The 15,495-nt window shown below is 29.8% G+C and carries 15 protein-coding genes; 11 read left to right on the top strand and 4 right to left on the bottom strand.

Features of this window, described 5'->3' with window-relative positions:
• Position 1: 1 nt before the first annotated feature.
• Both B3B03_RS05545 and B3B03_RS05540 read left to right on the top strand, forming a co-directional pair.
• A complete protein-coding gene (locus B3B03_RS05545) occupies positions 2-850 on the top strand; it encodes an ABC transporter ATP-binding protein (protein ID WP_346876660.1) in 849 nt (282 codons plus the stop codon).
• Positions 851-1,099: 249 nt separating this feature from the next.
• Entirely contained in the window at positions 1,100-2,479 is a 1,380-nt protein-coding gene (locus tag B3B03_RS05540; protein ID WP_346876659.1) for an MATE family efflux transporter, read from the top strand.
• Between the two features lie 70 nt (positions 2,480-2,549).
• Here B3B03_RS05540 and greA read toward each other — a convergent pair whose 3' ends face one another.
• On the bottom strand, positions 2,550-3,020 hold the full coding sequence (gene greA, locus B3B03_RS05535; RefSeq protein ID WP_346847721.1) for a transcription elongation factor GreA: 471 nt from the start codon (positions 3,018-3,020) through the stop codon (positions 2,550-2,552).
• Positions 3,021-3,259: 239 nt separating this feature from the next.
• Entirely contained in the window at positions 3,260-4,369 is a 1,110-nt protein-coding gene (locus B3B03_RS05530; RefSeq protein ID WP_346847720.1) for a DUF3298 and DUF4163 domain-containing protein, read from the bottom strand.
• 214 nt (positions 4,370-4,583) lie between these two features.
• Between B3B03_RS05530 and B3B03_RS05525 the strand changes: the two genes are divergently transcribed.
• The 5 genes from B3B03_RS05525 to B3B03_RS05505 all read left to right on the top strand — a co-directional run bounded on the left by B3B03_RS05525 (position 4,584) and on the right by B3B03_RS05505 (position 8,847).
• The gene (locus tag B3B03_RS05525) at positions 4,584-4,712 is read left to right on the top strand and encodes a hypothetical protein (protein ID WP_278245237.1); all 129 of its coding nucleotides are present in this window, start codon (positions 4,584-4,586) and stop codon (positions 4,710-4,712) included.
• A 162-nt stretch (positions 4,713-4,874) separates the two neighbouring features.
• Entirely contained in the window at positions 4,875-5,555 is a 681-nt protein-coding gene (locus B3B03_RS05520) for a uracil-DNA glycosylase (RefSeq protein WP_346847719.1), read from the top strand.
• A gap of 116 nt (positions 5,556-5,671) precedes the next feature.
• Positions 5,672-6,145, top strand: a complete 474-nt coding sequence (locus tag B3B03_RS05515; RefSeq protein ID WP_035132349.1) for a C-GCAxxG-C-C family (seleno)protein — start codon at positions 5,672-5,674, stop codon at positions 6,143-6,145.
• A gap of 15 nt (positions 6,146-6,160) precedes the next feature.
• Complete coding sequence (locus B3B03_RS05510; RefSeq protein ID WP_346847718.1) at positions 6,161-7,105, top strand: TDT family transporter; 945 nt, start codon at positions 6,161-6,163, stop codon at positions 7,103-7,105.
• Positions 7,106-7,455: 350 nt separating this feature from the next.
• Positions 7,456-8,847 carry an amino acid permease gene (locus B3B03_RS05505; protein ID WP_346847717.1) on the top strand — a complete coding sequence of 464 codons (1,392 nt, stop codon included), beginning with the start codon at positions 7,456-7,458 and terminating at the stop codon, positions 8,845-8,847.
• Positions 8,848-8,950: 103 nt separating this feature from the next.
• Here B3B03_RS05505 and B3B03_RS05500 read toward each other — a convergent pair whose 3' ends face one another.
• Entirely contained in the window at positions 8,951-10,723 is a 1,773-nt protein-coding gene (locus tag B3B03_RS05500; RefSeq protein WP_346876658.1) for a M3 family oligoendopeptidase, read from the bottom strand.
• A gap of 244 nt (positions 10,724-10,967) precedes the next feature.
• Positions 10,968-11,294: a CGGC domain-containing protein gene (locus B3B03_RS05495; RefSeq protein ID WP_346847715.1), complete on the bottom strand. Its 327-nt coding sequence runs from the start codon at positions 11,292-11,294 to the stop codon at positions 10,968-10,970.
• Positions 11,295-11,540: 246 nt separating this feature from the next.
• Between B3B03_RS05495 and B3B03_RS05490 the strand changes: the two genes are divergently transcribed.
• From B3B03_RS05490 to B3B03_RS05475, 4 genes are all read left to right on the top strand, one after another.
• Positions 11,541-12,584: an ABC transporter substrate-binding protein gene (locus B3B03_RS05490; RefSeq protein ID WP_346847714.1), complete on the top strand. Its 1,044-nt coding sequence runs from the start codon at positions 11,541-11,543 to the stop codon at positions 12,582-12,584.
• 262 nt (positions 12,585-12,846) lie between these two features.
• Positions 12,847-13,614 (top strand): ABC transporter ATP-binding protein, encoded by a 768-nt coding sequence (locus B3B03_RS05485; protein WP_035135130.1) that lies wholly within the window; start codon positions 12,847-12,849, stop codon positions 13,612-13,614.
• On the top strand, positions 13,601-14,395 hold the full coding sequence (locus tag B3B03_RS05480; RefSeq protein WP_414632265.1) for an ABC transporter permease: 795 nt from the start codon (positions 13,601-13,603) through the stop codon (positions 14,393-14,395). The genes B3B03_RS05485 and B3B03_RS05480 overlap by 14 nt, the downstream gene beginning before the upstream one ends.
• Positions 14,396-14,550: 155 nt before the next feature.
• Positions 14,551-15,459, top strand: a complete 909-nt coding sequence (locus B3B03_RS05475; RefSeq protein ID WP_346876657.1) for a DMT family transporter — start codon at positions 14,551-14,553, stop codon at positions 15,457-15,459.
• Positions 15,460-15,495 lie beyond the last annotated feature (36 nt).

Genomic DNA, 15,495 nt, shown 5'->3' with positions numbered 1-15,495 from the left:
GATGGATAATATATTGCATGTGGATAATTTATGTAAAAAATATAAAAACTTTAAGATAAATAATGTTTCTTTACAGTTGCCTAAGGGATTTATTATGGGGTTAATTGGTGAAAATGGGGCAGGTAAAACTACGTTAATAAAACTTATAATGAATTTAGTAAAGAAGGACAGTGGAGATATAAAGATATTTGATAAAGATAACGTTAAATTTGAAAGGGAAATAAAAGATAGAATAGGTTTTGTTTATGATGAAGTTTGCTACTACGACCATATGTCTTTAAAAGAAAATGGCAACATGGTTTCTATGTTATATAGTAAGTGGGATAAGGATAAATTTAATTATTATTTAAATAAGTTTGAGCTTAATAAGGATAAAAAACTAAAAGAATTATCTAAGGGTATGAGAATGAAATTTTCATTATGTATAGCCCTTAGCCATGGAGCAGAGTTTATAATAATGGATGAACCTACTGTGGGATTAGACCCAGTGGTTAGATCGGAAGTGTTAGAAGAACTTCAAAGTTTAATGGAAAATGAAAATATGGGGGTATTAATATCTACTCATATAACTTCAGACCTTGAAAGAATAGCAGATTATATTACTTTTATAAAGGATGGAAGTATTGTATTCTCAAAACCAAAGGATGAAATAATGGAAGCCTACAAAATTATTAAAGGGGACTGCAATATACTTACAAAGGAAGTTGAGAAACACTTTGAAGGCATAAGTAAAAATAGATTTGGTTTCGAAGGGTTAACATCACAAGTCGATAAAGTAAGAGAAATTTTAGGAGATAATATTGTAGTAGATAGGGCTACCATAGAGGATATTATGATTTTAAAAAAGTAAATTGAATATATGTAAGTTAAATATGTTATTTACCATGGTTTATGTATAATAAATTAATTAGTTATACATAAACCATGGTATTTTTGTTATATCAAATATAATTAGGGAAAATTGAAATAATAAAATAATTTCAAGAAAAATTCATGTTAAAATTATGTAGACATTCTTCGTAGTACGAAGTAAAATATTTATTGAGGTGTTGTAGAAATATTAATAGCATAAAATTTTATAGTGGTGGGGATTGATATTATGGAGAAAAGAATAGACTTAACAGAAGGGTCTATAAGTGGAAAGCTAGTTCAATTAGCTCTTCCTATTATGGCAACTTCATTTATTCAAATGGCATACAATCTAACAGACATGCTTTGGGTTGGAAGAATAGGAAGTACAGCAGTAGCAGCAGTAGGAACAGCAGGTTTTTTTAGTAACTTAGCTGCAGCTCTTACCATGATAGCTAAGGTAGGTGCAGAGGTAAAAGTATCCCAAAGCTTGGGACGTAAAGATGAAAAAGCTACAAGGAATTATATTGTTAGTGCCCTACAAATTAATATAGTATTATCTTTAATCATGGGAGTAATAATACTATTATTTAGAAGTAAGTTTTTAGCATTTTTCCAGTTAGAAAATGTGAAAGTTATATCTATGGCAGAAACTTATCTAGCTACAATAGCTATGGGGATGGTTATAACAAATTTAATACCAGTACTAACAGCAATATTTAATGGAGCAGGTAACAGTAAGACACCCTTTATTATTAACACTGTTGGTTTAGTAGTTAATATAGTATTTGACCCAATTTTAATTTATGGTATGGGACCTATTCCAAAGATGGGAGTCTTAGGAGCGGCCTTAGCAACAATAGGGTCACAAAGTATAGTTGTAACTTGTTTCTTAATATCTATTTTAAAGAGTAAAGAAAAATATTTAAAATTTACTCTATTAAAGAAACCTGATTTTAGAGCTATAAAAACTATATGTAAACTTGGAATTCCTTCTGGAGTTCAAAGCGGATTATTTACTACTTTTTCTATTTTAATAGCAAGGGTAATAGCTGGATCTGGTGAAGTCGCTATAGCAGTACAAAAAGTAGGAGTTCAAATTGAAGCAATAACTTGGATGACTGCAGGTGGATTTTCAACAGCCCTTAGTTCTTTTGTAGGACAAAATTATGGAGCTAAAAAACATGATAGAATTAAGGAAGGCTATAAAGCTACTATTTTAATAGCAGGAGTAGTTGGAATTTTAGCCACTCTAGTATTAATAATAGGAGGAAAAGGAATTTTTTCAGTATTCATAAAAGAAAAAGAAGCTATAAGGTTAGGTACAGATTATTTAAGAATCCTTGGATATTCTCAATTGTTTATGTGTATTGAAATTACAACAGTAGGAATGTTCAATGGTTTAGGACGAACATATATACCTGCAGCTGTAAGCATTATACTGACAGGACTTAGAGTTCCAGCATCTATGATATTATCATCACCAAACCTTTTAGGCATAGATGGAGTTTGGTGGAGCATTAGTATGAGTAGTGTTCTTAAAGGAATAACTATTGTGATGATTCTATATTACATGACTAAGAAGAAGAATTTATTACTCGATAATACATCAGAAAAAAAATATCTGTAGAAGTGATTTAATATAAAGTAGAAGGCTGTGTCAAAATGAGATTTAGATTATTTTGACATAGCCACTTTTATTATTTTATCATTTCGAGCTTTTCTATGACTACACTATAAGAGCCATCTGGAGATGTAACTTCTGCTTTTTCACCTAAATTTCTTTTGTATAACGCTTTTCCTAAAGGACACTCTATGCTAATTTTATTATTAAGAGGATCTGCTTCAACAGTGGTTACCATGGTGAAATCTTCTTCCTCATCATCATCTAGAAATCTTAGGGTTACAATTTTTCCAACACCAACCTGATTTTCTGATATGTCATCATTTATTATTTTTGCCGTTTTAATCATTTTTTCTAGATATCCCATACGTCTATTATTATCAGCTCTATTCTTTTTAGCTGCTTTGTACTCAAAATTTTCGCTTAAGTCTCCATGAGCTCTAGCTTCTTTTAATTCTTCATTTATCTGAAATCTAACTACATTTTTTCTATGTTCGAGTTCATCTTTTAGAATTTGAACTGATTTTTCAGTGAGATAGTTATACATAATTTAAAACCTACCTTCTAAACTAAATTATATTTATATAATACTATTATACAGCTAAAGATATTAATACAATATACTCTTTTAAATAATATGACTTAGTTAAAGGCTCTGTTGAAAATTACAGTGATAGAACATATAAAATCTAAGAATAAATTAAGAAAAGGACTTATTTAAAATTACTTTAAAATAAGTCCTACTTTATAATTAATTTATTAAGTGTTAAATATTATAGTTATTCGTTAACGGAACTGAGTTTGAATAAGTCGAACTAGTGGACTTTCTGGATATAAAATATTGGAAAGTTCATTATAAAGAATAGTAATTCTAAATAATCCACTAGAGGCTGGTGTAAATTCATCAACTTGATAATATAATACTAAGCCTTCAGGAGTTAAATAGAATTTTTGGGTATCTGTAACTCCGGTATATGGTGTAGTGAAATTTATATTCATTTCATTAGCCTTTTGTGTAGCTATATCACTAACAATTTGAGTATAGTTCATGCTATTATTAAATAAATTACCAAAGTCATAGACCTCTCCAGTATTAACATCCATAGTTAAAGAAGTAAATAAAGTACTGCCAGCTGGATTATCTTCAGTTTCTGTGTACAAAGACATTACTATACTTAATAGACCATCAGAATTTAGCGGAACTTCATAAGCACTTTCTACTGTTGTAAAGTTCACTTTATCAGGAACTAAAACTTCATTAAGCCATAAAGAATTCAATGAATCAATAATTTCTTGATTCACTATACTAGCAGTATCTCCATTTTCAGCATTTTCAATAAATGGATATTCAAGTTTGAATTGTGAAGGTGATAATACTTGAGTTTCTAAGGTAGGTGTAAGATTATCTTCTGGTGGGGTATAACGTCTACCAAAGCATTCAAAGTAATCTATTCTGTTTAAGCTTATACCAAAGTAAACCCATCTCCAGCCAGTCCATCTAAATCCATAGGCAGTTCGTCTATCGACATTAATAAGCCATGCCCAAAAAGAATTTCCATTACGAAGCCATATATATACAAATTGGAATCTACAAGGTCTTATAGATCCAGGGGATACAGCTTTAGTCTGTGGTCCTGAAGAAAATGATTTCTTAGGCGTCATATTTGGGGGAGGTCCTGGAGGTCCTCCTGATTGTGGACCTGAAGGTGAACCAGGTTGTGATACTGGGGGTCTTGGTGGTTGATTCCATGGTGGTGCTGATGGGCCAGGACCTCCTGGGAAAAATGGAGGTACTATCCTTTCATCAAAACACTCATTACAACTTTCTTCGTCATCTAAGTATCTATTAGTATAATAATTTTGTGAGTTTATATCATAGGGTTTCCTAATGAACATAACATGCTCCTTAATAGTATTACAATATCATAATATACAATTTAAATTGGAATGTGAGTTTAAAAAAAGTTTTTTTATAAATACATAAAAAAATTTTTTCATGACATACTATTATCATACCAATAAAATCATTATTTGTTTTGTAGTAAGTTTTCATGCCTGTGAATATTTAAGTGAATTTCATAGAAACGAGAATTTGAAGGAGGAATAGCTTATGAAGAATGTTTATCAATCTACACATATAGCTACTAGCCCCAAAACAAAGCAGCAACTAAGGAAATTTAAAGAGGAATTTTCTGAAGAGTTATCATGGGATAAAGAACGGGGGAAGTACCGGAAATAATATCATGATAGTGTAATGATTTTATTGTTATAATAAATGGTGAAAGCCTTTCTGCACAGTAGCAGAAGGGCTTTCTTTTATAAGAGTTATTGACATAAAAGTTTTTATAAGTAATTATATAAATATAATTGTATAAGTAATGGATGGAAAGGATGATTAGTAATGGTAAATATAGGAAATTATTGGGATGAAAAGCTAAAAGGAGAATTTGATAAGCCTTATTACATAAAATTAAGACAATTTTTGATTAGTGAATATAAAACTGGAAATGTATTCCCAGATATGAATAATATTTTTAATGCCCTTAAATTTACATCTTACGAGGATGTTAAGGTGGTAATATTGGGGCAAGATCCATATCATGGAGCTGGTCAGGCACATGGATTATCTTTTTCAGTTCAACCTGGAGTTAGAATTCCACCATCTCTTTTAAATATGTATAAGGAATTAAAAAGTGATTTAGAGTGCTATATTCCTAATAATGGTTACTTAGTTCCTTGGGCAAAACAAGGAGTATTACTTTTGAATGCTGTACTTACAGTAAGAGAAGGTGAGGCCAATTCACACAAAAATAAGGGCTGGGAATGTTTTACTGATAGAATAATAACATTATTAAATGAAAGAGAGAAGCCTATAGTATTTTTATTATGGGGAAATAATGCAAAGGAAAAGATGAAGTTTATTACAAATCCTAATCACTATATTTTAACTTCAGTACATCCTAGTCCTTTATCTGCAACTAGAGGGTTTATGGGATGTAAGCATTTCTCAAAGACTAATGATATATTAAAATCTTTGGAACAAAAAGAAATTGATTGGCAAATACCTAATATTAATTCATAGTATATTTGAAATTCAAATAGATAAAATATAACTATTTAATATTATAATTATTAAAGTTTATTTATTAGCAAATAGTTATAATGAAGATGAATTAAATATGAAAGAGGGTATATGTAATGATTGAAAAAATTAGTGTGAAAAAGGTTAGAGAAGTTGCAGAAGAACATTTCAGAAAAGGTGAGTTTTATTGTTCAGAAGCAATAGTTGCATCTATTAAAAGTAACTTTGAAGTAGACATGCCAGATGAAATGATTGCCATGGCTTCTGGATTTCCAGTAGGTATCGGAAAATCAAAATGTACATGTGGAGCTGTTACAGGAGCTGTTTTATGTCTTGGATACTTTTTTGGAAGAACTAAAGGAAGTAATCCTCAAGATCCCAAGAGTGTTAAAGCTTTACAGTTAGCCTATGAATTACAAGATAGTTTTAGACAAAAGCATAAATGTTTATGTTGCAGTGTTCAAACTAAAGGTATGGATATGGCATCTGGTGAGCATAAAGCACAATGCATAAGATTTACTGGAGAAATGGCAGAAAAGGCTGCAGAAATTATTGTAAGAGAATTAAATATTGAAAATATTGATGAATAGTTGAGGAAAATGAATATGAATTATATAAAAAAAATACCATTGCCAATGGCAGCTGTAATGCTAGCATTAGCTTCATTAGGAAATTTATTATCATCATACAATATAGTATTTAAAAATATCCTTGGAGTGATATCTGCAATAATATTAATACTTCTTACAATAAAGATTATAACTTGCTGGAAAGATGTAAAAGAAGAAATAAAACATCCCGTTATTGCAGCAGTTATACCTACCTACTCCATGGGGGTTATGCTTTTATCTGCATATTTAAAGGAAATATCTTTCTCATCTGGATTTATTCTATGGTGGGTGGGGGTACTAATACATATAGGCCTAATAATATTTTATTCTAAAAACTTTATATTAAAATTTGATATTAAGAAGATGTTTCCAAGTACATTCATTGTTTATGTGGGAATAGGTGTAGGTGGAATAACTGCACCAGCATTTAAATTAGCTCAACTAGGACAAGCTTTTTTCTGGATTGCCTTTATTTCACTTATTATATTAATTCCTGTTTTAGGTTATAGAACCCTTATAGTAAAGGGAATACCAGAACCAGCCTTTCCAACCACAGTAATATTTGCAGCGCCAGCTGCACTTACACTTGCTGCATATTTAAATTCTTTTTCAGAAAAGAATATTAATATGGTCATGTTTTTAGCAGTATTGGTAATGGTATTATATATATGTGGAATAGTGTATCTTGTACAGGGGTTAAGACTTAAATTTTATCCCAGTTATGCTGCATTTACATTCCCTATGGTAATAAGTGCAATTGCAATGAAGGGTACTAATGGATTTTTGATGAAAGCTGGAAAAGAAATTTCTTGGCTAAAATATGTAGTTAAATTTCAAGAGGTAATTGCAACTGTTATAGTATTATATGTGTTTATAAGATTTTTAATGTTTATCCTAAAAAGGGATACAGTTAAAGTAAATACTACAATATCAAGATAATTTAAATATTAATTTTAAATAAACTCTATGAAGAAGATTTTTTCATAGAGTTTTGTTCCTTATTGATGAAAATTAATGATGGACTTTATGAAGAATTTTATATAGAAAGTAGAAAATATATTATGGATAAAAATTGATTTAATATAATATTGTTCATAATAAACATTAAACATACAACTTATATATAAATATCGATAAAAATCCTTTTAAAATATTAAAATTTATTTAAAAATAGGTTGATTTTTGTAATCGATTAAATTAAACTAGATAATTGAGTGGAAATTTAATGTCTAAGGTTTCTAGAAGTAAATTAACTACTTTTAAAAGAAATCAATTATAGGGGGAAAAAAATGGCTAAAAAAGACGGAATACAAACTGATGCTTCACTAAAGAGAGATCTTGGACTAGCTGCAGCTACAGCTATCGTAGTTGGGAATGTAATAGGTTCAGGAATTTTTATGTCACCGGCAAGTTTCGCAAGAGTAACAAACCCAAAAGTAGCTATACTAGCATGGGTTTTAACTTCAATAGGATCATTACTTATTGCTTTAAGCTTTGCTAATTTAGGATCAAAAATGCCTAAAACTGGAGGTCCTATTGTTTATACAAGAGCTGCCTTTGGTGATTTTGCAGGTTTTCTAATTGCATGGTCCTTTTGGATAGGTGCATGGGTAGGAAATGCAGCTATAATTACAGCATTTATGAGTTATTTTACATACTTTGTTCCAGCTGCAAACAATCCACTAGCAGCATTCTTGATATCTTCTGCAGTGGTATGGATATTTACATTAATAAATATATATGGTGTAAAATATGTTGGAAAAATAGGAGTTATATCAACAGTATTAAAAATTGCAGTACTTGTAGTATTTATTGTAATTGCTGCACTAAATTTTGATCCAAGCTATATGAAGACTGTATCTAGTCCAGAAGTAAGCGGAATGGGAACATTACCATCAGCTATAGCTATAGCACTATGGGCTTTTGTAGGATTAGAAAGTGCTACAGTAGCAGGTGGAGAGATAAAAAATCCAGAGAAAAATATTAAAAAAAGTACTATATATGGAATAGTAATAGTGTCTGCCATATATATAGTAATGAGTGTTGTTTCTATGGGTGCTATGGATCAAGCAGCTCTTGCAAATTCAGATGCACCGCTAGCAGATATTATAAATAAAGCTACAGGAGCTTCATGGGGGGGGACTTTCATAGCAGCTGGTGCACTAATTTCTACTTTAGGAGCAACTTCTGGATGGTTATTAACAACAGCTAGAAGTGCTGTTGGAGCAGCTGAAGATGGATTATTCCCAGCAATATTTAAACGTATAAATCCTAAATTTAATACTCCTGTGGCATCTCTTGTTATAGGAAGTATATGCATGAATTTACTTTTAATAATGAACTATGTAGGGTCTCTTAGAAGTGCCTTTGACTTTATGATATTACTAGCTACATTATCTTTCTTACCAGCATACACATTCTCAGCAGCTGCTGAAATAGTATTACTATGTAAGAAATCAAAAGATTTTAGCTTTATAAACTTCTTAAAGAGTTCATTCTTCTCATTACTTGCATTTGCTTATTCTATATATGCTATATATGGAACAGGAGCTGATGTAGTAATGTATGGATTTATATTAATGCTTGTAGGAATACCAATATATGTTTACATGATGCTTCAGAAAAATAAAGAAGATAAGAATATAGATAAAATAAGAGAAGCTGCAGGCTTAGAGAAATAGTATAGAGTTTACTAATTTACTAAGTATGCAAAATAATAACAGTCTGATTAAAATAATTTAAATCAGACTGTTTTCTTAAATTTCTAATATAATCTTAAGTACTTTAACTATTATATTTTAAGAATAGATTAATGTCTTCTTCTATCATTTTTAGAGAAGTTATCCAAAAGTCTTTAGAAGAGATATCAATATTCATTATTTTAGCTATATCGCTTAAAGAATTTTTCCCTGTTGCTGAAAGAAGGGTTTTATATTGTTCTGGGAAGGAATCGCCCCTCTTTAAGTATTCTGCATAAAGACCTTTTGCAAATAATTGACCAAAGGCATAAGGGAAGTTATAGAAATTATTTTCAGCATAATAGTAATGAGTTTTACAAGCCCACATGTATGGATGAAGGAAGTTAGAATCAAGGCCATCACCATAAGCTTCTTTTTGGGCATTAATCATTATTTCATTTAAATCTTTTACACTAAGAGATCTTTCTTTTCTTATTTTAAATAATTCACTCTCAAACAGAAACCTACTATAAATATCAACTATAACTTGAGTACAGTCACTAATTTCAGTTTCTAAGATAGAGAAAGCCTCATCTTTAGTAGCAGTTTTAATAGCTGCTTTTTTTACTATAGTCTCACAGAAGTTAGAAGCTGTTTCTGCTATTGGCATAGGATAATGTGCATTTAATATACTTTCATTGTTAAGGCAATATCCATGATACCCATGACCAAGCTCATGGGAAAGGGTAACTACATCACTAAAGGCATTACCATAGTTTAATAACACCCTACTCTCACCTACATGAGGAAGTCTAGAGCAAAATGCACCTCCTACCTTTCCTGCTTTAGGTAAAACATCTATCCATGATTTTTCCATGGCATTTTTAGCGAAATCTGCTAAGTCATCACTAAAGGTTCTAAAATTATCAATTACACACTTACATCCATCTTCATAGGTGTAAGTCATATCAGCATTACCCATAGGCGCAAATAAATCATAAAATGGTAGACCATTTTTATGGCCTAAAAGTTCGCCTTTTCTTTTGAGATACTTTCTAAATATAGGAAGATATTCTTTAATAGCATCGAGCATTGAGTCTAAAATTTTTCTATCCATCCTTGAATTAAAAAGAGTTTTATCTAGTGGAGAAGAAAACCCTCTTATATCACAAAGTGTTATAACTTCGCCCTTTATTCCATTAATAGCAGCAGCCATACCATCATGAATTTTTTCATAAGCCTTAATTTCAGCCTCATAAGCTTTTCTTCTAATAGTTGAGTCAGCCTCATAAGCCATGTTTCTAATCATAGATAAGGGTAGTTGTCTATTTTCTCCATGTAGTTTTATATCAACCATAAGGCCAGAGGTTAGCACATTTTTAAGTTTGCACCAAGCGTCTGATCCAGTATTTTTCATTTTTGCTATTATAGCTTCTTCTTTATCACTTAGCATATATTTTGCATTTTCTGCTTTTTCTTTAAGGAAAAAATTATGGTCACTAAGTAATCTAGAACCTTGAATTATTTTATCTAAATCTTTAAGATTACCAATCCATTTTGTAATTTTAGCTTCGCTTTCAGCTAGATTACTAATTTTAGAAGAAAGAATATCATCATATTTTAAAGCAGTTGAATTTTTGGTATCTACACTAAGAGTTAAGTGAACCATACTACCTAATTTTCTTGCTAGAGTTTTTAATTCTATATTCATAGATATGAAATTTTCTAACAACTTATCAGGTGAATCTGTACTATCAATAATGTTATTAGTAGTAGTTATGAAATTTTCTATAAGTTCATCTAGATTATTCAAATCCTCTTTAAATTCATTGCATTCAAAGGAAGAATAAAGCTCTTTAAGACTCCAATTAAGTTCCAAATTTATCATCTCCTTGTATATTTTAATTATATTATAACATAAAAATACAATATATATAATTTTATAAATAAATGTAACTATATAGATAATAAGATGAATTGGAGCTATTACTAACAATTAGGTGATAAAATATATGATAAAAATATAGAAGTGACCAATTGAACTTTTATCTATTAGTCACTTTTTAATATAATTATTAATATTAGATTTTAATTGATTTCTTTAAATTATATAATAAATCTAATTATTTATGAGTTCCATGAATTACATTAAATCCATGATTCTTTAAAAGCTTTTCATGCTTATTATAATTATCACACTCAACATCTATACAAAGAGCTATATGAATGGTATCGACTTTTTTTCTTTTAAGTTGCTCTATTTTATGATTCCAATCTTCTTGATCTGATATAGTTGTATCACAACCACTACAATAGAAGAAGCTTGATAATATAGGTTTTGAATTTTCATACTTTCGAAAGGTATCAGTTAAATTGTTATAGGCATCAAAACATCCAGTTCCAGCACATTGACCGACTAACTTTCTACATGCCATTATTGCTATAGACATAGAAATCCTCCTTATATTTTAAAATGAATAGAATATATAAATTCAGTAATGCTACACAAGGATACTAACATGGGCTATGATACATGTCAAATGGCACAGTATTTTTAGGTTATACAATTATACTTTTTCAATATTAATAATTGTTAGTTATAAACTTTAGTTAGCAAAAATCATTATTCTACATATTATAGAGTATGAGAAGTGAAGTGTTAAACTGTATTACTAATATTATTCTAGGAGGAAATTATGAGAAAGAAAACTATTAAGTTATTAAGTGCTTTAATTTGTGCATTTATATGTGTTGGCTTATTTACAGGATGTAATAAAAATAAGACATCAGACAAAGAAAATCAAGGAAATAAAGATAAAATAACAACTATACGACTTAATGAAGTAACTAGATCCATTTTTTATGCACCAATGTATGCAGCAATTAGTGAGGGATTCTTTGAAGAAGAAGGAATTGAGATTGAACTTTCCACAGGCCAAGGTGCAGATAAAACCATGCAACAACTTATTAGTGGAAGTGTTAATATTGGATTCTCAGGACCAGAGCAAGTAATGTATATTTATAATCAAGGTAGAGAAGATTATCCAGTAGTATTTGCCCAGTTAACTCAAAAGGACGGATCATTTTTAGTATCTAGAGAAAAACATAGTGAGTTTTCATGGCAAGACATTAAAGGGAAGACAGTTATAGGAGGAAGACCGGGTGGAGTACCTGAAATGGCTCTTGAGTATGTATTAAAAAATGAAAATATCGACAAAGAAAAGGACTTAAATTTAGTTACTAATATAGCATTTGACGCAGTTCCAGGAGCATTTAAAGGTGGTACTGGAGACTATGCTGCAATATTTGAACCAACTGCTAGTGTAATAGCAAATGAAATAAATGGATCTGTAGTAGCATCTATTGGAGAAAGCGCTGGAAACCTTCCATATACATGTTTTTATACTGTTCAATCTTATATTAATGAGAATGAAGACTTGTTAGTAAGATTTGTTAAGGCTATTCAAAAGGGGCAGGAGTGGGTAATGTCTAATGAGGATGCTACAGTTGCCAATTCTATAAAAGATTTCTTTCCAGGAACAGATGAAGAAGTAATAGCAACAGTGGTGAGGAATTATAAAAAAATAGAGGCTTACGCTAAAACTCCAACGGTAAGTGAAGAGGATATGAATAGATTAATGGATATTATAGAATCCTACGACTCTGAACTTTTAACTAAAAGACCACCATTTAAAGATATAGTTAATAATTCAATTAGTGAAAAGGCTATGAAGAAATAAAGAAAAAATGATTTTTTAAAATCATTAAAATCTATAAATTATATATACAAATAAATAATTTTAAAGGAACATGTCTTTAGGATTTTAAAGGCATATTCCTTTTATTTATATATGGTATAAGTTTTATTATCAACATTTATTATAACCTCATATATTAGTACTATAAAATATTAAAGAACTTTAAAGCTAAGGATTATAAGTAATAATAGAAAAGAAATTAGAAAACTAAGAAGATAAAAAATAAAGATATGGAGATGGAGATATGAATAGAATAGAGATAAAGAATGTTTACATGAATTATCATACACTATCTGCAGAGACTGTTGCTTTAAAAGATATTAACTTCACAGTAGACGGTGGAGAGTTCGTAAGTATAGTTGGACCTTCAGGATGCGGAAAATCCACACTTTTAAATATAGTATCTGGGCTTATTGAAGCTTCATCAGGAGATATATTAGTTGATGGACGTGTTCAAGAAGGGTACTCAGATAAAATTGGATACATGTTTCAAAAGGATCAACTTTTTGAGTGGTTAACGGTATTGCAGAATGTAAGTATAGGATTAAAAATTAAAAAAATGATGAATGATGATGCAAAAATAAAATTAGAGAAATTATTAAAAAACTATAATCTATGGGAGTTTAAGGACCATTATCCAAGACAGTTATCAGGCGGCATGAGGCAAAGAGTTGCTTTAATTAGAACCTTAGCTTTAGACCCAGAAGTTTTACTTTTAGACGAACCATTTTCAGCCCTAGATTATCAAACTAGACTCAATGTCAGTGATGAAATATACGAAATAATTAAAAATGAAGGTAAAACAGCCATTATGGTCACCCATGACATTTCAGAGGCTGTGTCTATGTCATCTAGGGTAATAGTGCTATCAAAAAGACCGGCAGTAATAAAGAAAATTATAAAGATAGAATTTGATGGAGAAAATCTAACTCCTTTAAAGTGTCGTGAACACAGTAAGTTTAGAGTATATTTTAATGATATATGGAAGGAGATGGATTATGATGATAAGTAAGGAACATGATGAATATTTAAAGAAGGTAAAAAGAAACAGAAGAAAGATTATTTTTACTAGAATACTTATATTAGTTGCATTTTTTCTTCTTTGGGAAGTATTAGGCAATTTAAAGATTATTGACCCGTTTTTAACCAGTACACCATTAAGAATGTTTAAGAGTTTTATAAAGTTGTATAATGAGGGAGCTTTAATTAATCATATAACAATAACTTGTTTTGAAACTATAATTGGATTTACTTTAGGAACCTTTTTAGGGACTATAATTGCAATAATGTTGTGGTGGTCAGACTTTCTTTCCAATGTTTTAGATCCATATATTGTAGTCCTAAATGCACTTCCTAAAGTAGCTTTAGGACCTATAATAATATTCTGGGCAGGGAATGGAATGAAGGCAATTATAATCATGGCATTGTTAATCTCCATAATTTCTACAATAATAAGTATACTTTCAGGCTTTAGAGAAGTAGAAGAAGATAAAATAAAACTCTTAAAGACCTTTGGTGCGTCAAAGTTTAAAATTTTAACTAACTTAATCATTCCTGCTACGACACCAACTTTTATATCTGCACTAAAGATTAGTGTAGGACTTTCTTGGGTAGGAGTTATAATGGGAGAATTTTTAGTAGCAAAAAAAGGACTTGGTTTCTTAATAGTATATGGAGGACAAGTAGCACAATTAGATATGGTAATGATGAGTGTAGTTATTCTTTCAATAATTGCTTATTTAATGTATGAAGTAGTTCACTATTTTGAAAAAAAATATGCCACAAAGTTATAAAATAAAAAACAATCCATTACATTTATCAGATTTTAATAAGTGTAGTGGATTTATTATATGAATATAAGATGCTAGAGTATAATAAATGTTTATATTAATAATAGAAATAGTACAAGATTATGATATAATTAAGCATGCAGATAGGGGGAAAAATTATGAAGACAAAAAAAGCATTAGCGTACATAACGTTAATAGGTGTAGTGGTAGCTTGGGGAATTTCTTTTGTTAGTATAAAAGTAGTATTAGATGCATTTTCACCTGTAGGAATGGCCTTTGTTAGGTTTTTTATTGCCACTGTAACACTTATTATAATAAAACAATTTACAAATAAGGAGAAAGTTAATAAAGAAGATTATGGAAGATTGGCTGTTAGTGGAATTTTTGCTATCACCTTATATTTCTTCTTTGAAAATAATGGTATATTAAGGGTGTCTGCCAATTCAGCATCCATAATAGTAGCTACTTTACCTGTAGCAGCAATAATAGCAGATAAAATATTTTATAAAACAAAGATATCTAGATTAAGTGTAATTAGTATTATAGTATCTATATTTGGAATTTATTTAGTTATAGGAAAAGATGTAGTAGGTGGGTCTTTATCAGGATATCTTTATATGTTTGGTAGCGTAATAGCATGGTGTGGGTATTTAATAATTACAAAGCCTCTGTTTAAAAAATATTCTAACATAACCATTACAACCTATCAGTCTATTTTTGGTACACTAGCATTTATACCCTTATTACCTTTTGAAACTATAAATTTCCAGATGATTAATGGTAATATAATTTTAAATCTTTTATTTTTAGCATTAATATGTTCTTCTTTTGGAAACTTTGGATATAATTTTGCTTTTAAGGAATTAGATGTAGGTATATCTACTTTATTCTTAAACCTATGTCCTGTAGTTACTTTTATATTTAGTTTCTTTATACTTGGAGAAACTTTGAGATTTAGTCAAATAATAGGTTCAATAATTATTATATCAGCTGTATATATTGCAACTAAACCGCCTAAAGTACAATCAGAACTTGACGATAATATTAAAAAGGCGGATTTAAATTAATATTCTATAGGAGTTATATACTAGGGAGGGAGTACT

Source organism: Clostridium sp. UBA5712, from assembly GCF_002419845.1.
Taxonomy (GTDB): Bacteria; Bacillota; Clostridia; order Clostridiales; family Clostridiaceae; genus Clostridium_J; species Clostridium_J sulfidigenes.
Note: the sequence above shows the minus strand (reverse complement) of the source record. Positions and strands in the feature narration are given on the sequence as shown.

Bases quoted from the DNA above. Each gene is read 5' to 3' on its own strand.
- B3B03_RS05485 (WP_035135130.1), top strand. From the start codon at position 12,847: ATGAATAGAATAGAGATAAAGAATGTTTACATGAATTATCATACACTA.
- B3B03_RS05475 (WP_346876657.1), top strand. From the start codon at position 14,551: ATGAAGACAAAAAAAGCATTAGCGTACATAACGTTAATAGGTGTAGTG.
- B3B03_RS05510 (WP_346847718.1), top strand. From the start codon at position 6,161: ATGAATTATATAAAAAAAATACCATTGCCAATGGCAGCTGTAATGCTA.
- B3B03_RS05490 (WP_346847714.1), top strand. From the start codon at position 11,541: ATGAGAAAGAAAACTATTAAGTTATTAAGTGCTTTAATTTGTGCATTT.
- B3B03_RS05530 (WP_346847720.1), bottom strand. From the start codon at position 4,369: ATGTTCATTAGGAAACCCTATGATATAAACTCACAAAATTATTATACT.
- B3B03_RS05545 (WP_346876660.1), top strand. From the start codon at position 2: ATGGATAATATATTGCATGTGGATAATTTATGTAAAAAATATAAAAAC.
- B3B03_RS05520 (WP_346847719.1), top strand. From the start codon at position 4,875: ATGGTAAATATAGGAAATTATTGGGATGAAAAGCTAAAAGGAGAATTT.
- B3B03_RS05480 (WP_414632265.1), top strand. From the start codon at position 13,601: ATGATGATAAGTAAGGAACATGATGAATATTTAAAGAAGGTAAAAAGA.
- B3B03_RS05515 (WP_035132349.1), top strand. From the start codon at position 5,672: ATGATTGAAAAAATTAGTGTGAAAAAGGTTAGAGAAGTTGCAGAAGAA.
- B3B03_RS05495 (WP_346847715.1), bottom strand. From the start codon at position 11,294: ATGTCTATAGCAATAATGGCATGTAGAAAGTTAGTCGGTCAATGTGCT.
- B3B03_RS05525 (WP_278245237.1), top strand. From the start codon at position 4,584: ATGAAGAATGTTTATCAATCTACACATATAGCTACTAGCCCCAAAACA.
- B3B03_RS05540 (WP_346876659.1), top strand. From the start codon at position 1,100: ATGGAGAAAAGAATAGACTTAACAGAAGGGTCTATAAGTGGAAAGCTA.
- greA (WP_346847721.1), bottom strand. From the start codon at position 3,020: ATGTATAACTATCTCACTGAAAAATCAGTTCAAATTCTAAAAGATGAA.
- B3B03_RS05505 (WP_346847717.1), top strand. From the start codon at position 7,456: ATGGCTAAAAAAGACGGAATACAAACTGATGCTTCACTAAAGAGAGAT.